Here is a 22,122-nt window from a genome sequence, read left to right on the forward strand (position 1 = left end):
TGGTGGTTGACTCTCCGTACATGGTTCGCAGCATGCGACATCCGAGATGAGGTGCATCGTGTCCCCTGAGAACACTTTCGTGATCGTCGGAGGCGGTCTGGCCGCGGGCAAGGCGGTGGAGGCGCTCCGGGAGAACGGTCACGACGGCCGGCTCGTCCTCATCGGCGACGAACGGGACAAGCCCTACATCCGTCCGCCGCTCTCGAAGGGCTACCTCCTGGGCAAGGAGACCCGCGACTCGATCTTCGTCCACCCCGACGACTGGTACGACAAGCACGACGTCGACCTGCGCCTCGGTACGACGGTGACCGGGCTCGACGCGGGGGCCAAGGAGGTGGAGCTCGACGGCGGGCAGCGCATGCCCTACTCCAAGCTGCTCGTGGCCACCGGTTCGACCCCGCGCCGTCTGCCCGTCCCCGGGGCGGACCTGGACGGCGTGCTCTACCTGCGCCGCGTGGGCGACAGCGAGCGGCTGAAGGCGGCCTTCACCGCGGGCGCGCGGATCGTCGTCATCGGCGGCGGGTGGATCGGTCTGGAGACCGCCGCGGCCGCCAAGCAGGCCGGGGCGGAGGTGACGGTGCTGGAGGCCGAGGAGCTGCCGCTGCTCAGGGTGCTCGGGCGCGAGGCGGCCGAGGTCTTCGCGGGCCTGCACACCGACCACGGCGTGGTGCTCCGGCACGGCGTGCAGGTGGAACGCATCACCGGCAGCGGTGGCCGCGCCGACGGGGTGCAGCTCGCCGACGGCACCCGGCTCCCCGCGGACGCCGTGGTCGTGGGCGTCGGCATCACGCCCAACGTCCAGCTCGCCGAGGCAGCCGGGCTGGAGGTGCGGAACGGCGTCGTCACCGACGCGCACCTGCGCACCTCGGCGCCGGACGTCTTCGCCGCGGGCGACGTCGCCAACGCCTACCACCCGTTCCTCGACCGCCACATCCGCGTCGAGCACTGGGCGAACGCGCTGAACCAGCCGGCCACGGCCGCGCTGGGCATGCTGGGCAAGGACGCCGTCTACGACCGGCTGCCGTACTTCTACACCGACCAGTACGACCTCGGCATGGAGTACACCGGCTACGTGGAGCCCGGCGGCTACGACCGCGTCGTCTTCCGCGGAGACAAGGCGGCGCGGGAGTTCGTCGCCTTCTGGATGTCGGGGAACCGCGTCCTGGCCGGTATGAACGTCAACGTGTGGGACGTCGTCGAGCCGGTCCGCGATCTGATCACCTCGCGCGCCGCCGTCGACGACGCGCGCCTCGCCGACCCGAAGGTGCCGCTGGACGGCGTCACCGCCTGAGGGCCCTGCCCCGCCGCACGGGCGTGGGACGACCGGGCGACCCGGCCGTCCCACGCCCGTTCGCGTGCCCTTTCACCCGTTCGGCGGAGGGCTGGGGACGGTGTCACAGATGGCGCGACCGCCCGGTCGTACTGAGTGACAACCCAGGCGATCGGAGCGGACCGTGGCCCTCACTGAACAACACATTTCCACCATGGTGCTGGTGATCGGTACCGGAGGAGCAGGACTGCGAGCGTCGATCGAACTGGCGGAGGCCGGAGTCGACGTCCTGGCGGTCGGCAAGCGCCCCAAGGACGACGCCCACACCGCCCTGGCGGCCGGGGGCATCAACGCCGCGCTCGCCACCATGGACCCCGAGGACAGCTGGCAGCAGCACGCCGCGGACACGCTCAAGGAGAGCTACCTCCTGGCCGACCCCCGCACCGTGGAGATCGTCACCCGGGGCGCGGCCCGGGGCATCGACGACCTCGAGCGGTACGGCATGGCCTTCGCCAGGGAGGAGGACGGCCGGATCTCGCAGCGCTTCTTCGGCGCGCACAAGTACCGCCGCACCGCCTTCGCCGGCGACTACACCGGCCTGGAGATCCAGCGCACCCTCGTCCGGCGGGCCGAGCAGCTCGGCATCCCGGTGCTCGAAGGCGTCTACATCACCCGCATCCTCGAGCACGACGGCGCCGTGTTCGGCGCGTACGGCTTCGACCTCACCGACGGCACGCGCTACCTCATCCACGCCGACGCCGTCATCCTCGCGGCCGGCGGTCACACCCGGATCTGGCGGCGCACCTCCTCCCGGCGCGACGAGAACACCGGTGACTCGTTCCGCCTGGCCGTGGAGGCCGGCGCCCGGCTGCGCGACGCCGAGCTCGTCCAGTTCCACCCCTCCGGCATCATCGAGCCGGAGAACGCGGCAGGCACGCTCGTCAGCGAGGCGGCCCGCGGTGAGGGCGGCATCCTGCGCAACGCGCTCGGCGAACGCTTCATGAGCCGCTACGACCCCGAGCGGATGGAGCTGTCCACCCGCGACCGCGTCGCCCTCGCCTCGTACACGGAGATCAAGGAGGGCCGCGGCACCCCCAAGGGCGCCGTGTGGCTCGACGTCTCCCACCTCCCGCGGCAGACGATCATGAACCGGCTCCCCCGGGTCTACCAGACGCTGCTGGACCTGCAGATGCTGGACATCACCCGCGACCCGATCGAGATCGCGCCCACCGCGCACTACTCGATGGGCGGCGTCTGGGTACGGCCCGAGGACCACAGCACCGACGTCCGCGGCCTGTACGCCATCGGCGAGGCGTCCAGCGGCCTGCACGGCGCGAACCGCCTGGGCGGCAACAGCCTCATCGAGCTGCTGGTCTTCGGCCGCATCACGGCTCAGGCGGCCGCCGCCTACTCGCTGGGGCTGACCTCGCTGCCGCGCTCCGCCGCGGCGATCGCGCGGGCCCGCGCGGAGGTCGACGACCTGCTCGCGGCGGACGGGCCGGAGAACGTCCGCGCCCTGCAGCGCGCCATCCGCAACACCATGACCGAGCACGCGGGCGTCGTACGCGACGAGGAGGGCCTGCGCGCGGGCCTGGCGGAGCTCGACGCCATCGAGAAGCGGATGGAGTCGGTCGGTATCCACCCCGACATCGCCGGCTACCAGGACCTCGCACACGCCTTCGACCTCAAGTCCGCCGCCCTGGCGGCGCGCGCCACGCTGGAGTCGGCGCTGGAGCGGCGCGAGACACGCGGCTGCCACAACCGCAGCGACCACCCCGGGACGGACCCCGCGCTGCGGGTCAACCTCGTCTGGTCCCCCACGACCGGCGTCACCCGCGAGAGCATCCCGGCCGTCCCCGAGGAGATCGCCGCCCTGATGCAGGACGTCTCCACCGAGGGCAAGCTCGTCGAGTAGCGGCCCTCCGCGCCTCGTGAGGAACCGGGGCCCGCCACGCCGGGCCCCTGTCACAAACCGCCCCGCCGCCCGGTCAATACCGGCGGACGCGTACCTGCCGGTGCCGGTGGGCGAGTCACCGCACCGTGCGCCCCGCGCACGAGAACACCCGAGAGGACTCCATCATGAAGGTCGTAGTCATCGGCGGAACCGGGCTGATCGGCTCGAAGGTCGTAGTCAAGCTCAACGAGCACGGGCACGAGGCCGTCGCGGCCTCCCCCAACACCGGCGTCAACACCCTGACCGGCGAGGGCCTCGCCGAGGCCCTGGAGGGCGCGCAGGTCGTGGTCGACGTCTCCAACTCGCCCTCGTGGGAGGACGAGGCCGTGATGAACTTCTTCCGCACCTGCACCGGCAACCTCATGAAGGCGAACGCCGAGGCCGGTGTCACCCACCACGTCGCGCTGTCCATCGTCGGCACCGACCGGCTCCCGGACAACGGCTACTTCCGCGCGAAGCTGGCCCAGGAGGAGCTGATCAAGGCGTCGGGCATGCCCTACTCCCTCGTCCACGCCACGCAGTTCTTCGAGTTCGCGAACGGCATCGCGGACGCGGGGACCGAGGGCGACACGGTGCGCATCCCGCCCGTCAAGTTCCAGCCCATCTACTCCGACGACGTGGCCACGGCCGTCGCCCGCACCGCGGTCGGCACGCCCCTCAACGGCGTGGTGGAGATCGCCGGCCCGGACGTGTTCCGCTTCGACGAGCTGATCCGTGACGTGCTCACCGCCCAGAACGACCCCCGCAAGGTCGTCGCGGACCCGCACGCCCGCTACTACGGCTCCGAGCTGGAGGACGGCTCCCTCGTCCCCGGTCCCGGCGCGCAGCTGGCCGCGACCCGCTTCGCCGACTGGTTCGCGCAGCAGCGGTGACGCCCCGCGGGTGGCCCCTGCCCGCCGGCAGGGGCCACCCGCAGCCCCCGAGACCCACCCGTACGAAGAGGTCGACCCGCCATGCCCAGGAATTGCGCGGAAACCACCGTCCCAGGCGCCCGTCCGCAGGAGGGACTGACCGGCGCGTACGTCATCGACCCGGTCCACAGCGCGGTCGGCTTCTCCGTCCGGCACGCCATGGTCACCAACGTACGGGGAAGATTCACGGCCTTCGAGGGGTTCCTGCGGCTCGACGCGCTCCGGCCGGCCCGCTCCGAGGCCCATGTCAGCGTGCAGACCGGAAGCCTCGACACGGGCGTCCGGGAGCGGGACTCCCACGTCTCCGGCCCCGACTTCCTGGACTCCGCGACCTTTCCCCTCATGGTCTTCCGCTCCACCGCGGTCGTCCCCCTGGGCGGGGACGCCTTCCGCATGACGGGGAACCTGAGGATCAAGGACGTCGAACTGCCGCTGCATCTGGACCTCGACCACGGCGGCACCGTCCGCCACGCCGACGGTAGGCGGCGGACCGGCTTCGAGGGCTCGGCCACCTTCCGGCGTTCCGACTGGGGCCTGAACTGGAACGTCCCCCTGAAGGGCGGCGGCGTCCTGCTCAGCGACAAGGTGCGGCTCGAACTCAGCGTCTCCGCGCTGCAACTCGGACCGGAGGCCCTGTCATGACCCGACCCGCCGACCGCCGCCCCGACGTCTCGGCCGCCGCGCTGACCCTCACCGCCCAGGCCGTCGCCCTGGAACTGCGGGTCATCGAGCTGCGCCGCGAACTCGCCGACGTCGCCGACCGCATGACCTCGGTCGCGGAGGCCCTCGACGGCCTCCGCGCCTCCGGTCTCCTCCCCGGGCAGGACCCGGGCGAGGACCGCTGAGCGCCGACGTCGTGAACCCGGGCGCCGGCGGTCGGTGCCCGGGTGAAGGTACCGTCACGCGGGCTGCCACAGCTCGATCCGGTTGCCCTCCGGGTCGGTGACCCAGCCGAAGCGGCCGACACCGTCCATGTCCTGGGTCTCCGCGGCCACGTCCGCGCCCTTGGCGCGCAGTTGCGCGAGCATCGCGTCCAGGTCGCGCACCCGGAAGTTGAGCATGGTCTGCTGGGTGCGGGACCCGAAGTAGTCGGTCCCGGACTCGAAGGCCGCGAAGACCGTGGGCCCGGCCTCCTGGGTCCACAGGCCGTTCCGATCGGCGTCCAGACCCAGGCAGTCGCGGTACCAGGCACCCAGGGCCGCCGGGTCGGCCGCACGCACGAAGTGTCCGCCGATTCCAAGCACACGTTCCATGACGCCATCCTGCCAGGACGGTGACCGGATCTCCCGGACCCGCGCGGACCCGGCCTGCCGTCTCGGTCCACCACCTCCGAGGCTGTGCCTACCAGTTGGGAGGTACAGGCTCGTGGAGCGAGCGGACGCCTTTCTGAAACACTCGGCGCACCGGACGAATCCGCACCGAGAAGGAATCCAGGACATGAGCAATGCTTCGCCCGCGGAGACGGTCCGGAGTTTCTACGCGGAGTTCGGGCCCGCCTACGACGACGCCGTGGCGGCCTGCCGGCGGTTCCTGCATCCCGACGTCAACTGGCAGTCCGTCATCTTCAACGACCACCCCGTGGACGGCCTGGACGCCCTCCTCGGGGATCTGCGCCGCGCCCTCGAGACCTTCCGCGCGAGCGGTCTCAGCATGGAGGTGCGCGACATCCGGACCGAGGGGAACGCCGTGTCCGTGCGCAGGACCGACAAGCTGCTGGATGCCGACGGGAGGCCGCTCGAGGTGTACGACATCGTGTCGGTCCTCTATCTCGAGGACGGCAGGATCCGGTCCGCGAGGGACCGCTTCTACGACACGTGAGGCGGCCGGCGGGGGTCCCTACTCCCGGACGACCGCCGCGGTCTGCAGTCGGGCCGCGTCCCGGCCCGGCGGGGCTCCGAACATGCGGCGGTACTCGCGGCTGAACTGCGAGGGGCTGTCGTACCCGACGGCGTGACCGACCGCGGCGACATCGTCCGGTGCCGCGATCAGTTGCAGGCGGGCCTTCTGCAGGCGGATCTGCTTCTGGAACTGCAGCGGGCTCATGGCGGTCACGGCACGGAAGTGCCGGTTCAGCGACGAGACGCTCATACCGACCTCGCGGGCGACCTCGTCGATCCTGATGACCTGGTCGTGGTGAGCCTTGATCCACTCGATCGCGCGGGCCACGAGCGACATGCGGCTGTCCGCGCGTCCGATCTGCCGGATCAGCGCTCCCTGCGGCCCGTTCAGCAGCCGCCAGTGGATCTCGCGTCGCACCCCGGGAGCCAGTACGGGCACGTCACGGGGCTCGTCCAGCAGGCGCAGCAGCCGGAGGACCGCGTCCAGCAGCCGGTCGTCGGCGTCGCTGGTGGCCAGGCCCGGGCCCTCGTACGGGAGTGCCGGGACGGGGACAGCCTCGAGCAGCAGCTGCGCGATGACCGCCGACCGCAGCGGAAGGCCGAAGCCGATGAACGGCTCCGTGGGCGTGGCGCGGCTGATCTGCGAGGTCAGCGGCAGCTCCACGGTCGCGACCAGGTACTGCCCTGCCCGGTAGTCGAAGATCCGGTCACCGAGGACGGAACGCTTCGCGCCCTGGACGGTGAGTGCCATCATCGGCGCGTTGACGGTGCCCATCGGTTCCGTGACGCGGCCGCTCGCGAAGACCACCATGTCCTCGATCCAGCGCGGCTGCGGGCTCCCCGCGGCCAGGCGTGTGATCCGGTCGCCGATCTCCTCCAGGTTGCGCATCCCTCCAGTGGACCACGGGAACGACCCGGTGTGCACACATGATCGGGGCGAGGTTGAGCGGATCGTGCAACGATCCGCGCCGATCGGTCTAGGGGAACCCCGGGCGGCGGGATCGAATGGAGGAGCACCAGGGGACGGCCGGCGCGGCGTCCCCGACCCCGTTCTCCGTGAGGAAGCCCCTTCATGTCGCTCGATTCCTACGTCACGCTCGGCCGCTCGGGACTGCGCGTCAGCCCGTTCACCCTGGGCACGATGACCTTCGGTGAGGATCACGGATGGGGCTGCGGTCCCGAGGAGTCCGCGAACATCCTCGCCGCCTACCTGGACCGCGGCGGCAACTCGATCGACACCGCGAACATCTACACCAACGGACACTCCGAGAAGATCATCGGCGACTACTTCGCCGGCCGGTCCGCGCTGCGCGACCGGGTCGTGATCGGCACCAAGTTCTTCGGCAACCTCTACGAGAACGATCCCAACGGCGGCGGACCCGGCCGTAAGGCGATCGTGCAACAGCTGGAGAACTCGCTGCGGCGCCTGCGCACCGACTACGTCGACATCTACTGGCTCCACAACTTCGACCCGGCCACACCGGTCGAGGAAACGCTTCGCGCGCTCGACGACCTGGTGCGCGACGGCAAGGTCCGCTACGTCGGGTTCTCCGACGTGCCGGCGTGGGCGACGGCCGAGGCCGCCACGATCGCGCGCTTCCGCGGCTGGGCCCCGGTCGTCGCGCTGCAGCTCGAGTACTCGCTGCTCGAACGCACCTCGGAGGGCGAGCTGATCCCGATGGCCCAGGCCCTCGGCATGGCCGTAATGCCGTGGGGGCCGCTGCGCAGCGGCTTCCTTTCCGGCAAGTACTCGAGCACCTCCACCGGGCCGGTGGACACCACCCGCACGCACCTCGTCGGCGTCCCCGGCGAGGCCGACTACAAGGTCATCGACGTGCTGGGAGCCGTCGCCGCCGACGCGGGCGCAGACCCCGCCGCCGTGGCCCTGGCCTGGGTGCAGGGCCGCCCCGGGGTCACGTCCACCCTGATCGGCGCGCGCCGCATGGACCAGTTCGAGGCCAACCTGCGGGCTCTGGACCTCAGCCTCACCCAGGCCCAGCGCGACGCGTTGGACGAGGTGTCCGCGCCCGCGCTGAACTTCCCCGCCCACAACAACGCGACGCTGGCGCCGATGCTCCAGTTCGCCGGGGCGAGCGTCGACGGCCGCCCGTCCATGCCCTCTCCGCTCCTGCGGGCCCACAGCGCCCGCTACTGAAGGCCACGGGGGCCGGGGCGTGATCGCCCCGGCCCCCGTGCCGTCGTGCTGTCGTGTTGCCGTGCCGAGTCGCGCGTCAGGCGCCCACGTAGGAGGCCAGGTGCTGTCCGGTGAGGGTGGCGCGGTCCGCGACGAGGTCCGCCGGGGTGCCCTCGAAGACGATCCGGCCGCCGTCGTGGCCGGCTCCCGGGCCGAGGTCGATGATCCAGTCGGCGTGCGCCATGACCGCCTGGTGGTGTTCGACGACGATGACGGACTTGCCGGAGTCGACGAGGCGGTCCAGCAGGCCGAGCAACTGCTCGACGTCGGCGAGGTGGAGGCCGGCGGTGGGCTCGTCGAGGACGTAGACGCCGCCCTTGTCCGCCATGTGCGTGGCCAGCTTCAGCCTCTGCCGCTCACCGCCGGAGAGCGTGGTGAGGGGCTGGCCGAGGCTGAGGTAGCCCAGCCCGACGTCGGCGAGCCGGCCGAGGATGCGGTGCGCGGCGGGGGTGTGCGCCTCGCCGGCGCCGAAGAACTCCTCGGCGTCGGTGACCGACATCGCGAGCACCTCGCTGATGTCGCGACCGCCGAGGTGGTACTCGAGCACGGACGCCTGGAACCGCTTGCCCTCGCACTCCTCGCAGGTGCTGGCGACGCCGGCCATCATCGCCAGGTCCGTGTAGACCACGCCGGCGCCGTTGCAGGTGGGGCAGGCGCCCTCGGAGTTGGCGCTGAACAGCGCGGGCTTGACGTCGTTGGCCTTGGCGAACGCCTTGCGGATCGGGTCGAGCAGTCCGGTGTACGTCGCCGGGTTGCTGCGCCGGGAGCCGCGGATGGGGCTCTGGTCGACGGACACGACGCCGGAACCGGCGGGGATGGACCCATGGACGAGCGAGCTCTTGCCGGAGCCCGCGACGCCGGTGATGACGGTGAGCACCCCGAGCGGTACGTCGACGTCCACGTCGCGCAGATTGTGCGCCGCGGCGCCGCGGATCTCCAGGTGGCCGGTGGGCTTGCGCACCGACTCCTTCAGGGAGGCGCGGTCGTCGAAGTGTCGGCCGGTGATGGTGCCGCTGGCGCGCAGCCCGTCGACGCCGCCCTCGAAGCAGACGGTGCCGCCGGCCGTGCCGGCGCCGGGGCCGAGGTCGACGACGTGGTCGGCGATGGCGATGGTCTCCGGCTTGTGTTCCACGACGAGCACCGTGTTGCCCTTGTCGCGCAGCCGCAGCAGCAGGCCGTTCATCCGCTGGATGTCGTGCGGGTGCAGACCGGTGGTGGGCTCGTCGAAGACGTACGTGGTGTCGGTGAGCGAGGAGCCGAGGTGGCGGATCATCTTGACGCGCTGCGCCTCGCCGCCCGACAGGGTGCCCGAGGGCCGCTCGAGGGAGAGGTAGCCGAGTCCGATCTCCACGAACGACTCGAGGGTGTGCTGCAGCTTGGTGAGCAGCGGCGCCACCGAGGGTTCGTCGAGGCCGCGCACCCACTCGACCAGGTCGCTGATCTGCATCGCGCAGGCGTCGGCGATGCTGGTCCCGGCGATCTTCGACTCGCGGGCGCCCTCGCTCAGCCGGGTGCCGTCGCACTCGGGGCAGGTGGTGAAGGCGACGGCGCGGTCGACGAACTCGCGGACGTGCGGCTGCATCGCCTCCTTGTCCTTGGAGAGCATCGACTTCTGGACCCGCGGGATCAGGCCCTCGTAGGTCATGTTGATGCCCGCGATCTTCATCCGGGTCGGCTCGCGGTGCAGGAAGTCGTGCAGTTCCTTCTTGGTGAACTTGCTGATCGGCTTGTCCGGGTCGAAGAACCCGGACTCGGCGTAGAGCCGGGAGTTCCAGCCGCCGCCCTTGTAGCCGGGGACGGTGATGGCGCCTTCGTTGATCGACTTGGAGTCGTCGAAGAGCTGGGCCAGGTCGATGTCGGAGACCGTGCCGCGGCCCTCGCAGCGCGGGCACATGCCTCCGGTGCGGGTGAAGTCGACCTTCTCCGCCTTGGCTGCTCCCCGCTCGACGGTGATCGCGCCGCTGGCGCGGACGGAGGGGACGTTGAAGGCGTAGGCGCTGGGCGGGCCGATGTGCGGGGTGCCGAGCCGGCTGAAGAGGATGCGCAGCATGGCGTTGGCGTCTGTGACCGTGCCGACCGTGGAGCGGGGGTCGGCCCCCAGCCGCTGCTGGTCGACGGTGATCGCGGTCGTCAGCCCGTCCAGGACGTCGACCTCGGGCCGGGCCAGCGTCGGCATGAAGCCCTGCACGAAGGCGCTGTAGGTCTCGTTGATCAGCCGCTGCGACTCCGCGGCGATGGTGTTGAACACCAGGGAGCTCTTGCCCGAGCCGGAGACGCCGGTGAAGACCGTCAGCCGGCGCTTCGGGATCTCGATGCTGACGTCCTTGAGGTTGTTCTCGCGCGCGCCGTGCACGCGGATCAGATCGTGGCTGTCGGCAACGTGCGGCGCAGGCGACTGCGCGTCCGCCTTCTTGGCCATGTGTGTCGTCTCTCCATCCGTCTGGTGCGTGCGGGACCGCCGTGCGGTCCCCCGCGGCGTCGCCTGGCATGATCCGACCGGCTTCGGACGATTATGTCCGGCGGCCTTCCGTCGGTGCGGCCGCGGCCACGGTAGCCGTCGGCCGGGCCGCCCCGCTCCCGCTTCGGACCGGCCCCCGTCGAACGGACCGGGCGGCGGACGCGTTCCCGGTCCTGGAGGCGGGCCCGTGCAAGGAGCGGGGATCAGGGGGTGGTCAGCGGACCTCGTTGAAGCGGATCGTGTTGCCCGCGGGGTCGCGGAAGGCGCAGTCGCGGATCCCGTACGGCTGCTCGGTCGGCTCCTGGACGACCTCGGCGCCGCCCGCCACCAGCCGCTCGAAAACCCCGTCGAGGTCGGGCGTGGCCAGGACGACGCGTGCGTAGGTGCCCTTGGCCATCATCCCGGTGATGGTGCTGCGCTCCTCATCGGTGATGCCCGGGTCGGCGGCGGGCGGCTCCAGCACGATCGACGTGCCGGGCTGGTCGGCGGGGCCGACGGTGATCCAGCGCATGTCGCCGTAGCCGACGTCGTTGCGGACCTTGAAGCCGAGGGCGTCGCGGTAGAAGGCCAGCGAGGCCTCGGGGTCGGTGTGCGGGAGGAAGGTCCAGTGAATGGTGATGTCCATGGCCGTCACGCTAGCCGCGGCCCGCTCGCGGGGGCTTCTCCATTCCTGACCGATCCCGCCGCCCCTCAGCGCGCGGGGTCCGGCGCGGGCGGCCGCCACCGGTCGGCGGTCATCCGCCGGACGACCTCGATCCCCGCCTCGCCGGGAGCGGAGGGCCCCTCCGGATCGGGAAGACGTGCGACCTCCGTGAAGCCGAGGCGCCGGGCGACGGCGCCGCTCGCCGCGTTGGCGGCGTCGTGGTGGATCTCCAGCCGGTCGATGCCGGACAGCCTGAATCCCTCGCCGACGAGGGCGGCCACGGCCGCCGTGGCGAGGCCGCGGCCCGTCCACCGGGCGTGGAGCCAGTACCCGATCTCCAGGCCGCCGGCGCCGATGCGCCGGTGGAGCCCGCAACCGCCGATCACGGTGCCCCGCGAGGTGATCGCGTACGCGAAGGCCTCGCCGCTCCCCCACTCGTCGTGGCTGCGGGCCAGGAAGCCGGCGGTGTGATGTCTGCCATGGGCTGCGGCCCAGGGCATCCAGGGCACCAGATGGTCCAGGGACTCGCTGATGGCGCGGTCCAGGGCGTCGAGGTCGCCGGTGTGCCAGCGGCGCAGCTCGACCCGGTCGGAGCGGAGGATCTCGGCGGGCTCGTCCATCTGCGGATGCTCTCGCGGCGCCGCGGAGGCCGACAACGCAATATCGCCCGGCAGCGACAGCGACAGCGGTGGTGGGGGCGGCGTGCGGCCCGTCGGACCGGCTCTGATATTCCTGCCGGTATGAGTGCCGACACCGCCCCCGCCCTGGACGTCACCGAGTGGGCCGCCGCGTGCCGCGGCCGCACCGGGGACCTCCTGGCCGGTCTCGGGCACGCTCCCGGCCTGCTGCGGACGGATCCCGGCACCGCGGCCCGCGTGCTCGGCGAGAGCCTGGGCCGGGAGATCCCCGCCCTCCTGGACGGGGAGGAGTGGACCCGGCTGCACACGCTGCTGACCGCCTGCGTCGGGGAGTACCTGATCAGCGTGCACGGCGCGCGCTGGGCGTGGCTGGAGGACTCGTCCTCGCCCGCGGGCGGCCGCTGGGTCGTCACCGGGTTCCCGCGGCCGGCGGCGCCGGGGACCGCGGCGGTCGACGTGGGAACGCTCGCGGGTGACGCGCTGGCGTCCGGCCCGTCCGTCGGCCTCACGGCACTGATCGACCGCGCCGAGCGGGCGGCCGGCGTCCGCGCCGTGTCCGGCTGAGGGCCCGCGGGCGGAGCGCCCGGCGACGGACGGGCGGGGCGGCGCGTGGTGCGCCGCCCCGCCCGGGGGTCATCGGAGGCGTCGCTCAGCGAACGGAACGCGCCGCTTCCTCGATGATGCGGGCGCTCTCCTTCGGGTGGGACACGCTCACCGCGTGCGAGGACCGCACCTCCTCCACGTGGGACTTGGCGCGCTTGGCCATGAAGACCTGGAGCTCACGGGGGATGTTGAGGTCCTTCGAGGCCACCAGGGTCCAGGAGGGGATGGTCTTCCACGCGGGCTCGCCGGAGGGCTCGTAGAGCGCGCCGCCGGCCACGGGGCGCTGGGTGGCCCCCATGATCTCCGCGGTGTGCGCCGGGACGTCCGCGGCGAACTGGTGGTGGAACTTGGCCTGGTCGATGTAGAGGTCGACGCCCTTGGACCCGTCGGGCATCGTGACCGGCACCTGCTTCAGCGCGTCGCCGAGCGTGCTGCCCTCGAACTTCAGCGACAGGTCGAAGGCGTTCTCGCCCTTGTCGGGCATGAAGGCCGCCAGGTAGACCAGGGCCTTGACCTTGTCGGAGCCGCGGGCGGCGTTGGAGATCACGGCGCCGCCGTAGGAGTGGCCGGCGAGGACCACGGGGCCCTCGATGCTGTCCACCAGTTCCCGGACGTAGGCGGCGTCGCTGCTCAGCCCGCGCAGCGGGTTGGACGCGGCCACCACGGGGTACCCGTCGTGCTTCAGCTTCTTGACGACGTCGTTCCAGCTGGAGGAGTCGGCGAACGCACCGTGCACGAGGACGACGGTCGGCTTGCGGTGCTGCGACGCGGGCGCGCCGCCGCCCTTGGTGGCGCTGGCGGGACCGATGGTCGCGGCGAGCAGACCGGCGGCGACGGTCACCGTCGCCATGACGGTGAGCGGGGTGCGGATGGTCCGGTAACGGGCATGACGGTTCACGGGGGTTGGCCCTTTCGAGGCAGGTGTTGGTTGTGCCGGCCGGCCCCGGGACGGAGGCCGGCGGTGGGTACGGCGTGACTGCCGTACGTCTTGAGGAGGTGGCTCACGGCCGCCGCACGAGGACGTACGGTTCCGTGCCACCTGGGATCACCGGTGCGGGCGGCGTTTCACGCGGGCGCCCGGGGAGCGGGCCGGCGCGGCGGCCCCGCCCCACGGTCCGGTGGTGGGGTCAGTCGGTGTGCAGCGCGGTGTGCAGCGCGCGGGTCGCCTGCTCCATCGCGGCGCTGGTCGCCTGCGTGGAACGGACGGGGTTGAGCATCATGAAGTCGTGCAGCGTGCCGTTGTAGCGGACGCTGACGGTGGGGACGCCGGCCAGGGTCAGCTTGCGCGCGTAGGCCTCGCCCTCGTCACGCAGCACGTCGTTCTCATCGGTGATGACCAGCGCCGGCGGCAGCCCCTCGAGGTCGGCCAGGCTCGCCCGCAGCGGCGAGGCGGTGATCTGCGCCCGCTCCGCCGGGTCGGTGGTATAGCAGTCCCAGAACCAGGCCATCGCCTTCGCGGTCAGGTACGGGCCGTCTCCGAACTCCCGGTAGCTGCCGGTGTCCTGGGCCGCGTCGGTCACGGGGTAGTAGAGCGACTGGTGGACGAAGGTCACGTCGCCGCGCTGCTTGGCCATGATGGTCAGGGCCGCGGTCATGTTGCCGCCGACGGAGTCGCCGGCGACGGCCAGGCGGGAGGCGTCCAGGCCCTCGTCCGCTCCCTTGGCGGTGACCCAGCGGGCCGCGGCGTACGCCTGCTCGATCGCGACCGGGTAGCGGACCTCGGGCGAGCGGTCGTACTCCACGAACACCACCGCGGCGTGCGCCAGGACGGCGAGTTCGCGCACGAGGCGGTCATGGGTGCCCGCGTTGCCGAGCACCCAGCCGCCGCCGTGCACGTACAGCACGACCGGCAGGACCTCGTCCGCGCCCGCGGGCTTGACGATGCGCACCCGTACGTCGCCCACCTCGGCCGGCACGGTGAGCCACTTCTCCTGGACGTCGTACTTCTCGACCGGCGCCGCCTGGATGTCGTCGAGGACCTTGCGGGCACCCTCCGGGCCCAGTTCGTAGAGGAAAGGCGGATTCGCCGTGGCGTCCGCTATCCCCTGGGCCGCGGGCTCGAGAACGGGCTTGCTCATTTGTCGAACTCCCAAGTTCGGCACTCTCGTGCGTTTTCCTTCACCCTTTCGACAAGGGAGCCGGGGAATATGTGACACCTCAGCGGAAAACGCCGTCGTCCTCGTGGCCGTGGGTGATCTCCTCGTATTCCCGCACGGTGGGCTTGGGAATCTGCGTCCCCTTCCCGTACAGGCCGCGGCTGAGCAGGGCCCGCAGTCGCTCGGCACGGCCGGCCCTGCCGTCCGTGGAGAGGCGGACGGGCGCGTACTGCTCGTGCTGCGTGAGGACGTGGAGCTTCTCCCGGCCGATCGGCCGGTGCACCTCGATGTACTCACCGTCCGGCATCCGCTTGATGATCCCGGTCTCGCGGCCGTGCAGCACCTCGTCGCGGTCGGCGCGCTGGAGGGCGAGCGCCCATCGCTTGGTGACGACGAAGACGGCGAAGGGCACGACGAACAGGCCGATCCGGACGGCCCACGTGACACCGTTGACCGAGGTGTGCAGCCGGACGGCGATCAGATCGTTGGCGGCCCCCACCAGGGCCACCGCGTACACGCTCACCCAGGCCGCGCCCAGGGCGGTGCGCACGGGCCGGTTGCGCGGCCGGTCGAGGAGGTGGTGGTCGCGCCTGCCGTCCTTGGTCAGCCAGGCCTCGAGGAACGGGTAGGCGCCCAGGGCGAGGAAGAGCCCGGCACCGGCCAGCAGCGGCACGAGGTTGTCCAGGGCCAGGGTGTGTCCCTGGAAGGTGACCTCCCAGCCGGGCATCACGCGCAGCAGTCCGTCGAGGACGCCCATGTACCAGTCGGGCTGTGATCCCGCGGTGACCTGGTCGGGCCGGTAGGGGCCGTACAGCCAGATGGGGTTGATCTGCGCGATCGAGGCGATGATGAAGACGATGCCGGTGACGAGGAGGAAGTACGCCCCCGACTTCACGGCGTACACGCGGAAGGGCAGGCCGACGAGGTTCCTCTCGGTGCGCCCGGGCCCCGGGTACTGGGTGTGCCGGTGACGTCGCGCCACGACCAGGTGCGCGACGAGGATGCCGGCCATCAGGGCGGGGATCACCACGACGTGCAGCGTGTTGAAGTGCGCGATCAGGTCCTTGCCCGGGTACTCACCGCCGAAGAGGAACATCGACAGATAGGTCCCGACGACAGGGATGGAGAGGATGGTCCCGTTCACCACCATCAGCCCGGTCCCGGACAGCAGGTCGTCCGGGAGGTCGTAGCCCGTCAGGCCCTCGAACATGCCCAGGACCAGCAGCGAGAAGCCGAGCACCCAGTTGAGCTCGCGCGGCTTGCGGAACGCGCCGGTGAAGAACACCCGCAGCATGTGGACGAACATGCTGGCGACGAAGATCAGCGCCGCCCAGTGGTGGGCCTGGCGGATCAGCAGGCCGCCGCGCACCTCGAAGGAGATGCGCATCGTCGAGTCGAAGGCCTCGGACACCGTCCGGCCCTGCAAGGGCGCGTAACTGCCGTGGTACTCCACCGGCGTCATGGACGGGTGGAAGTACAACGACAGGTAGATTCCCGTGAGGACGAGGACGAAGAAGCTGTAGAGGGATATCTCCCCCAGCATGAAGGACCAGTGGCCGGGGAAGACCTTCTGTCTGAAGGACGGACCGGATGCGCTTTCGGCGCCCGTTCGTCCGCGGAACCATTCCGCGACCTTCGAGCCGGCGCCCGCCCGCTGTGATTCGGTTGGCCGGCTGCCGCTGCCCATGTCGCTGTCACCATTCATGTTCCACCCATGGCGGGTCGCAGGTCGGCACTCTCGTGCACCTTCCACTGATATGACTGGCCAGGCGGTGAATTTGTGACGTGCACCGGGCGCGGGTCGTCGCCGGCGCAGGGCGCAATGTCACAAGGTCCGGGCCCGCTTGGTCTCACCAGCAGGACAGGAAGAACGGTGCCGTGTCCGTGTGCGGTAGGTGAGGGAGGTCAGGGGCCATGGATTTCTCCGATGACGCGGTGCCGATCGCGGAGCTGCTGGACGAGCGGTGGCACTTGCTGGACGTGGCGCTGTGGATGGTGGGCGGCTCGGCGGAGGCCGAGGCGGTCGTGGACGAGGCCTACCGGCGGTGGTTCGAGTTGCCGGAGGCGGCCCGCGCGGCGGTCGACGAGCCCGGTGCGTGGCTGGTGAGGACGGTGGGCGGGATCTGCCTGGCCCGCCTGGCCGATTCCGCCGGGAGCCCCGGACCGGTCGTGGCGGACCCGGCGCGTCCGCAGGTGGGGGTCGAGCTGGAGCAGGAGATCGGTGAGGTCCTGCTGACGGCCCTGGACGCGCTCTCGCCCGCGGAGCGGGCGGCGTTCGTGCTCAACGGATGCTTCGGGATGACGTTGGGCACGGTCGCGGACGTGGTGGGCCGGTCGGAGCCGGAGTGCGCCGAGCTCGCCGATCGTGCGCGACGCTCGATCCGCGCCTGCCGGTCGCACGCCGTGACGCCGGAGGAGCACGACGCCGTGGCGCGCGCGGTGCACACGGCGTGCCTGAGCGAGGACGCCGCACGGTTGTCCCGGCTGATGTGTCCGGACGCCACGGCGTTCTTCGACGGCGGCGGGAAGCTGCGGGCGCTGGTCCGCCCGGTGCACGGCGCCGAGCCGGTAGCGCGCAATCTGCTGACGCTGCTCGCCCACCACCAGCGGGTGTCGCTCTCCGCCCAGTCCGTCAACGGCCGCACCGGCCTGGTGGCCCGCTACGAGGGCCAGGTGGCGGCGGTGATCAGCCTGGACGTGGCCGACCAGCGTGTCTCGCAGGCGTGGATCGTCCTCAACCCCGACAAGCTCCGGCCCTGGAACGACCCGGCCCGTCCGGCCCGCCCCGCGGTCGGTTCCTGACGGGGCGGTCGCGCGCCCGGGCGGCGCTTCATGCGTAGGCATCCGTCGTCCGCGACGGACCGGTGCCGGAGGCGGCGCCGGGAACCGCGCGGGCCGTCTCCCCGCCCGACAGGCCCCCGCGTTCGCGCAGGCGGCCCGCGACCTCCGGGGCGAGCAGGGCTTCCAGCGGGGCGAGGTCCCCGGTCCGGGCCGCCGAGACGAAGGTCTCGAGAAGGCGGCGGTGCTCCCCGGTGTCCACCGTCCCACGGCGTTCACCCATCACGTGCTTGCGGGCCCGGCTGACGATCTTGCGCACGTTGACCAGGCTGACCTGCAGTATCTCGGCGATCTCGGGATAGGCGTAGTCGAACGCCTCGCGCAGCACGTAGGCCGCGCGTTCCGTGGGGGTCAGCCGCTCCAGCAACAGCAGCAGGGCGAGTTCCACGGCCTCGGCCCGCTGCGCGCCCGTCTCGGGGTCCGCGCTGGTGTCGACGGGCTCGGGCAGCCAGGGCCCGATGTAGGTCTCCCGGCGCACCCGGGCCGACTGGGCGACGTTGATCGCCAGACGGGTCGTCGTGGTGGAGAGGAAGGCGGCCGGACTGAGCACCGCGGTGCGGTCGGTCTTCTGCCAGCGCAGCCAGACCTCCTGGACGACGTCCTCGGCCTCGACCGCGCTGCCGAGTACGCGGTACGCGATACCGAACAGACGGGGCTGGAGCTCCATGAAGACAGAGGCGGCCTCGTCGAGACCCTGTGAGGCGGGGGACGGGTCGCCGTCCGCCTTCCCCGGGGTTCCGTCTGCCTGCACGGCCCCACGGTCGCCGGGCGGCCGGCCGGCGACGTCACCCATCCGGTCAGAGGTCATTTACGGGCAGCCCCCAGCCACGCGAATCGAAGGTGTCACACGATGTGCGATATGGGCACCCACTCCATGGGACCTGATCACCGAGCGTCACGATTTCTCCCATCACATCCGCTGAATAGACCGGTGGAGACCCGGTCATGTGACAGACGAGGCGGGAGAAATTCGTCGACGACTACCGCAACAACAAGCCTTGGGCGAGCGCACGGTGTGTGCCAGGAGCCCACGACCCACCGTCGACTCACAGCATACGCTGGACAAAAGGAGCAAAATGGATATGGCTTCCGGCACTTCGTTAGAAATCGCACAGCCGCGATCCCATGCTGTTCCAAAATGCAGTGACACGTTATTCATTCGTGGTTGAAGTTCCGCAGCCAGGAACACCGGTGTGACGGAAAGTGACGAACCGCATCGGAGGGGCCGGTCTCCAGAAACGCGGCCTGCCTCCAGGGGCTACGCGGGCCCCTGGAGGTAGCGGATCAGGTCGCCGTCCGTGTCCCCGGCGCCGAGCGCCTCGACGGCGTCGTGGACGGCCCGCTCCAGCAGAGGAGCGCCGACCCGCAGCACGTCGTGGGCGAGCGGGGTCAGTCGGACTTCCACGCTCCGCCGGTCGTACACGGACGTGCTCGTCGTGATCAGCCCGCGGTCGCGCAGCCGGGTCACCAGCCGGCTGGTCGCCGACTGGCTCAGCCCGATCCCGTCGGCCAGCTCGTCGAAGTGGAGCTGGCCCTCGGCCTCGCGGGCGCCGTCCTGGAGGGCGGTCAGGGCGTGGAACTCGCGTGCGCTCACGCCCAGTTCCCGGTGCAGCACCCGCTCGACACGGTTCTCGACGCGGCGGTGGAGCCGGTCGAGGGCCCTCCACCGCCCGGTCGTCATCATGTTCCCGGCACTCACACCGCGGCGTGGTCGCCCGTCCGCTGCTCGGCACGCCGCCGGGGAGCGGCGCTGGTGACGAAGGCGTCCCGCGGGTGCTGCACCGAGGCGAGCGAGACGAGGTCCCGGCCGAACAGGGCCGCGGTGAGCCACACGGTGAGCACCCGGACCTTCCGCTCCCAGGTCGGCACGGCGAGCACGTGGTAGCCACGGTGCATCAGCCAGGCCGGGAAGCCCTTGATGACGATGGCCTTGTACTGGAAGATGCCGCGGCCCAGGCCCAGCGTGGCGACCACGCCGAGGCTGCTGTGGCGGTAGTCCCTGACCCTGCCGCCGCGCAGGCTCGCGCGGATGTTCCTGGCCAGCCGCTTGCCCTGCCGGACCGCGTGCTGGGCGTTCGGCACCGTGTGCGCCCCCGGCACGGGGGAGGCCAGGTCGGGCACCGCGGCGTCGTCCCCGGCCGCCCACACGTCCGGCACCGGCTCGCCGTCCGTACCCACCCGGAGGTCGGGGCGCACGACGAGCAGTCCGCGCTCGTCGACCGGCAGGTCGGTGTGGTTGTGCACGACGGGGTTCGAGGCGTTGCCCGCGGTCCAGACGATGAGTTCCGAGTCGAACTCCTCCCCGCTGGACAGCACGACGTGTCCGTCCTCGGCGGAGACCAGCTGGGTGTTCAGGTGGACATGGGCGCCGCGCCGCTCCAAGTGGCGCACGACCCAGGCGCCGGGCTTGTCGCTCACCTCGGGCAGGATCCGGCCCCGCGCCTCGATCAGGTGGAACGACAGCTCACCCAGGCTCAGTTCGGGATAGGACTTGAGCATCGCGGTCGCCAGCGCGAGCAGCTCGCCGAAGCCCTCGACACCGGAGAACCCGCCGCCCACGAAGGTGACGGTGAGCAGCTTCCGCCGTTCGGGCCCGGGGGGCAGCGAGGCCGCCTGGTCGAACGCCGTCAGCAGCCGGTCGCGGATGGCGACCGCCTCCTCGACGTGCTTGAGCCCGATGGCGTTCTGGGCCAGGCCCGGGATGGGGAAGGTGCGGGTCACGGCACCGGCGGTGACGACCAGCGTGTCGTAACGGAGTTCGTAATCCTCCCCGTTCACGGGCCGGACGGTCACCGTGCGGTCGGCGTGGCGGATGCCGGTCACGCTTCCCGCGATCAGCCGCGTCTTGTGCAGGTGGCGCCGCAGCGACACCGCGGCGTGACGTGCCTCCACCGAACCGGCGGTGACTTCCGGCAGGAACGGCTGGTAGGTCATGTAGGGACGCGGGTCGACGACGGTGACCCGTGCTTCCCCGGGCCGAAGCGTCTTCTCCAGGCCCCAGGCCGTGTAGAAGCCCGCGTAGCCGCCGCCGACGATCAGGATCTCGCGCATGGTTCCCTCTGTTTCTCTCCGTCACCAGGTAGACCGTGCAGCCCCTGTCGGTGTGACAGGGCATGCCCGTTCAGTGGCGAACGCTGTGATCACAGGGCGTACATATACGGAGATATCTGGTCGAAGGGTCCATCTGAAGGGCCGTGCGCACCCCCTCCGCCCGCCGAGAGGAACAACACTGTCTGCTACGTTCCGGAGGACTCGACTTCGGGCCGGCACGGGCTGACCGACGTCCTCGGCGACTTCGCGCGCCCGCACCCGTCCCACCCCACCCCCCACCCCGCACGCCCGACCGCGCCCACCCGGTGCGGCATCCGGCTGCCTCCGCCTCCTTCCCCTGGAGCCCCCGTGCGCACAGCGCTCCTGTCCGCCGTACTCGTCAGCACCGTCGCACTCGCGCCGTTCGCCACGGCGTGCACGGACACCCCTTCGCCCGAGGACGTTCACGACTCGCCGCCGCCCGCGACGGACCTGCGCGTGGGGGCGGTCTGCTCGGCGCACTTCAGCTTCGCCACCGACGTCTCCTGCGGGCTGACCGACTTCGGCGACGTGCGCTTCCACTGCGCCGACGAGCTCAGCGGTGCGTGCCCGAAGACCCGCTCCGTTACGCTGGAGAACATCGGCAGAACGCCGGTCAGGCTCGTGGCCGTCAGCGGATCGGAGCCCGGTGAGAGGCACGAGAGCGTGTCGCGCACCCTGCCCTCTGGGGGCCGGCAGGTCCTGACGCCCCGCGCGGGCGACACCTACCTGTACGACATCCTCCTGCGCGCGGCGGACGGCCTGGCGGCGGTGGGCGTCGTCGCCGTCTCCTGACGGTCAACGGGCCGTCACACGTGCTGTCACACACGCCCGGGGACCCCGGTCTCCCCTGGGAGGGGCGTGGTCACGGGCGGCCGGAGTGGCCGGCATCCGCCCCGCCGGTGCGCCCCGCGGCGCACGCGACGCGAGCAAGGGATGGTAGGCATGTCGTACCCACAGCAGGTGTACTTCGGGGACACCGGCGAGATCAACGCGAACTTCCGCCCGGCGAGCACCCCGCCGAACGTCGGCCAGGCCGGAGACGGCATCCACTACCTGGCGACCACGGACATGACGCGGGGCGAGTACGGGCTGTACCGCGTCATGATGAGGGCGAACGCGGGCGGGCCCAGGACGCACTTCCACCGGACCATCTCGGAGTCCTTCTTCATCCTCGGCGGAACCGTCCGCCTCTACGACGGCGAGAAGTGGGTCGACGCCCGGGAGGGCGACTTCCTGCACGTCCCGCAGGGCGGGCTGCACGCCTTCCGCAACGACTCCGACGCCCCGGCCGAGATGCTGCTGCTCTTCACACCGGGCGCCCCGCGTGAGGAGTACTTCGAGAAGCTGTCGCAGATGGGCAACGCGACGGCGGAGGAGCGCGCCGCGTTCCTGGACAAGCACGACTCGTACTTCGTCGACTGACCGGGACCCCCTCCCCGGGGGGGGGCCGCCCCGCCGGCCGCGGGGCCCCCCCCCCCCGGGGGCCGGCGGCTTACGTCAGCGCGAACCCCAGGGCGGGTTGGGTGAGTTGGGGCACGATCAAGCGCCGCAGCCAAGACCCAGTAAAGCACAAAAAACCCAAGCAGCGGCGCCCATAACAGGCAGAC

21 protein-coding genes and 1 pseudogene are annotated in these 22,122 nt (G+C 71.3%); 11 read left to right on the top strand and 11 right to left on the bottom strand.

The genetic code is table 11. The features are described 5' to 3' along the window. Positions 1 to 58 precede the first annotated feature (58 nt). From ACFW3D_RS35715 to ACFW3D_RS35735, 5 genes are all read left to right on the top strand, one after another. Entirely contained in the window at positions 59 to 1,291 is a 1,233-nt protein-coding gene (locus ACFW3D_RS35715; protein WP_500511665.1) for an NAD(P)/FAD-dependent oxidoreductase, read from the top strand. Positions 1,292 to 1,484: 193 nt separating this feature from the next. Then, positions 1,485 to 3,185, top strand: coding sequence for an L-aspartate oxidase (locus ACFW3D_RS35720; RefSeq protein WP_500511667.1), 1,701 nt, complete (start codon positions 1,485 to 1,487; stop codon positions 3,183 to 3,185). Positions 3,186 to 3,349: 164 nt separating this feature from the next. Then, positions 3,350 to 4,096 (top strand): SDR family oxidoreductase, encoded by a 747-nt coding sequence (locus ACFW3D_RS35725; protein WP_500511669.1) that lies wholly within the window; start codon positions 3,350 to 3,352, stop codon positions 4,094 to 4,096. Between the two features lie 81 nt (positions 4,097 to 4,177). After that, positions 4,178 to 4,777 (top strand): YceI family protein, encoded by a 600-nt coding sequence (locus ACFW3D_RS35730; RefSeq protein ID WP_500511671.1) that lies wholly within the window; start codon positions 4,178 to 4,180, stop codon positions 4,775 to 4,777. Beyond that, a complete protein-coding gene (locus tag ACFW3D_RS35735) occupies positions 4,774 to 4,980 on the top strand; it encodes a hypothetical protein (RefSeq protein ID WP_500511673.1) in 207 nt (68 codons plus the stop codon). The genes ACFW3D_RS35730 and ACFW3D_RS35735 overlap by 4 nt, the downstream gene beginning before the upstream one ends. Before the next feature lie 54 nt (positions 4,981 to 5,034). Here the strand turns inward: ACFW3D_RS35735 and ACFW3D_RS35740 are convergent, their stop codons facing one another. Then, on the bottom strand, positions 5,035 to 5,388 hold the full coding sequence (locus tag ACFW3D_RS35740; RefSeq protein ID WP_500511675.1) for a VOC family protein: 354 nt from the start codon (positions 5,386 to 5,388) through the stop codon (positions 5,035 to 5,037). Positions 5,389 to 5,572: 184 nt separating this feature from the next. Between ACFW3D_RS35740 and ACFW3D_RS35745 the strand changes: the two genes are divergently transcribed. After that, on the top strand, positions 5,573 to 5,953 hold the full coding sequence (locus tag ACFW3D_RS35745) for a nuclear transport factor 2 family protein (protein ID WP_500511677.1): 381 nt from the start codon (positions 5,573 to 5,575) through the stop codon (positions 5,951 to 5,953). Positions 5,954 to 5,971: 18 nt separating this feature from the next. Here ACFW3D_RS35745 and ACFW3D_RS35750 read toward each other — a convergent pair whose 3' ends face one another. After that, complete coding sequence (locus tag ACFW3D_RS35750; RefSeq protein WP_500511679.1) at positions 5,972 to 6,862, bottom strand: AraC family transcriptional regulator; 891 nt, start codon at positions 6,860 to 6,862, stop codon at positions 5,972 to 5,974. Between the two features lie 183 nt (positions 6,863 to 7,045). Here ACFW3D_RS35750 and ACFW3D_RS35755 point away from each other — a divergent pair, with 183 nt between their 5' ends. Then, the gene (locus ACFW3D_RS35755) at positions 7,046 to 8,128 is read left to right on the top strand and encodes an aldo/keto reductase (protein WP_500511681.1); all 1,083 of its coding nucleotides are present in this window, start codon (positions 7,046 to 7,048) and stop codon (positions 8,126 to 8,128) included. Between the two features lie 76 nt (positions 8,129 to 8,204). On the opposite strand, the gene ACFW3D_RS35760 is transcribed toward ACFW3D_RS35755, so the two are convergent. The 3 genes from ACFW3D_RS35760 to ACFW3D_RS35770 all read right to left on the bottom strand — a co-directional run bounded on the left by ACFW3D_RS35760 (position 8,205) and on the right by ACFW3D_RS35770 (position 11,888). After that, entirely contained in the window at positions 8,205 to 10,586 is a 2,382-nt protein-coding gene (locus ACFW3D_RS35760; protein ID WP_500511683.1) for an ATP-binding cassette domain-containing protein, read from the bottom strand. Between the two features lie 253 nt (positions 10,587 to 10,839). Beyond that, positions 10,840 to 11,250: a VOC family protein gene (locus ACFW3D_RS35765; RefSeq protein WP_500511685.1), complete on the bottom strand. Its 411-nt coding sequence runs from the start codon at positions 11,248 to 11,250 to the stop codon at positions 10,840 to 10,842. Positions 11,251 to 11,315: 65 nt separating this feature from the next. Beyond that, positions 11,316 to 11,888 carry a GNAT family N-acetyltransferase gene (locus ACFW3D_RS35770; RefSeq protein WP_500511687.1) on the bottom strand — a complete coding sequence of 191 codons (573 nt, stop codon included), beginning with the start codon at positions 11,886 to 11,888 and terminating at the stop codon, positions 11,316 to 11,318. A gap of 120 nt (positions 11,889 to 12,008) precedes the next feature. On the opposite strand from ACFW3D_RS35770, the gene ACFW3D_RS35775 reads away from it, so the two are divergent. Then, the gene (locus ACFW3D_RS35775; protein ID WP_500511689.1) at positions 12,009 to 12,470 is read left to right on the top strand and encodes a hypothetical protein; all 462 of its coding nucleotides are present in this window, start codon (positions 12,009 to 12,011) and stop codon (positions 12,468 to 12,470) included. Positions 12,471 to 12,555: 85 nt separating this feature from the next. Here the strand turns inward: ACFW3D_RS35775 and ACFW3D_RS35780 are convergent, their stop codons facing one another. From ACFW3D_RS35780 to qcrB, 3 genes are all read right to left on the bottom strand, one after another. Continuing rightward, positions 12,556 to 13,407: an alpha/beta fold hydrolase gene (locus ACFW3D_RS35780; protein ID WP_500511691.1), complete on the bottom strand. Its 852-nt coding sequence runs from the start codon at positions 13,405 to 13,407 to the stop codon at positions 12,556 to 12,558. Positions 13,408 to 13,636: 229 nt separating this feature from the next. Continuing rightward, the gene (locus tag ACFW3D_RS35785; RefSeq protein WP_500511693.1) at positions 13,637 to 14,587 is read right to left on the bottom strand and encodes an alpha/beta hydrolase; all 951 of its coding nucleotides are present in this window, start codon (positions 14,585 to 14,587) and stop codon (positions 13,637 to 13,639) included. 79 nt (positions 14,588 to 14,666) lie between these two features. Continuing rightward, positions 14,667 to 16,292 (bottom strand): cytochrome bc1 complex cytochrome b subunit, encoded by a 1,626-nt coding sequence (gene qcrB / locus ACFW3D_RS35790; protein ID WP_500511707.1) that lies wholly within the window; start codon positions 16,290 to 16,292, stop codon positions 14,667 to 14,669. 227 nt (positions 16,293 to 16,519) lie between these two features. Here qcrB and ACFW3D_RS35795 point away from each other — a divergent pair, with 227 nt between their 5' ends. After that, on the top strand, positions 16,520 to 17,407 hold the full coding sequence (locus ACFW3D_RS35795; protein WP_500511695.1) for a sigma-70 family RNA polymerase sigma factor family protein: 888 nt from the start codon (positions 16,520 to 16,522) through the stop codon (positions 17,405 to 17,407). A 103-nt stretch (positions 17,408 to 17,510) separates the two neighbouring features. Here ACFW3D_RS35795 and ACFW3D_RS35800 read toward each other — a convergent pair. The 3 genes and pseudogenes from ACFW3D_RS35800 to ACFW3D_RS35810 all read right to left on the bottom strand — a co-directional run. After that, positions 17,511 to 18,110: pseudogene (locus ACFW3D_RS35800) on the bottom strand (sigma-70 family RNA polymerase sigma factor); the annotation flags it as partial. Positions 18,111 to 18,701: 591 nt separating this feature from the next. Continuing rightward, entirely contained in the window at positions 18,702 to 19,127 is a 426-nt protein-coding gene (locus tag ACFW3D_RS35805) for a MarR family winged helix-turn-helix transcriptional regulator (RefSeq protein WP_500511696.1), read from the bottom strand. Between the two features lie 11 nt (positions 19,128 to 19,138). Next, positions 19,139 to 20,494 (bottom strand): NAD(P)/FAD-dependent oxidoreductase, encoded by a 1,356-nt coding sequence (locus tag ACFW3D_RS35810; RefSeq protein WP_500511698.1) that lies wholly within the window; start codon positions 20,492 to 20,494, stop codon positions 19,139 to 19,141. A gap of 348 nt (positions 20,495 to 20,842) precedes the next feature. Here ACFW3D_RS35810 and ACFW3D_RS35815 point away from each other — a divergent pair, with 348 nt between their 5' ends. Continuing rightward, positions 20,843 to 21,307 carry a hypothetical protein gene (locus ACFW3D_RS35815; RefSeq protein ID WP_500511700.1) on the top strand — a complete coding sequence of 155 codons (465 nt, stop codon included), beginning with the start codon at positions 20,843 to 20,845 and terminating at the stop codon, positions 21,305 to 21,307. A 150-nt stretch (positions 21,308 to 21,457) separates the two neighbouring features. Then, positions 21,458 to 21,937 (top strand): cupin domain-containing protein, encoded by a 480-nt coding sequence (locus ACFW3D_RS35820; protein ID WP_500511701.1) that lies wholly within the window; start codon positions 21,458 to 21,460, stop codon positions 21,935 to 21,937. The last annotated feature ends 185 nt before the right edge of the window (positions 21,938 to 22,122 follow it).

Origin of the sequence: Streptomyces sp. NPDC058864, from assembly GCF_042742985.1 — a bacterium.
In the GTDB taxonomy this organism is placed as follows: Bacteria; Actinomycetota; Actinomycetes; order Streptomycetales; family Streptomycetaceae; genus Actinacidiphila.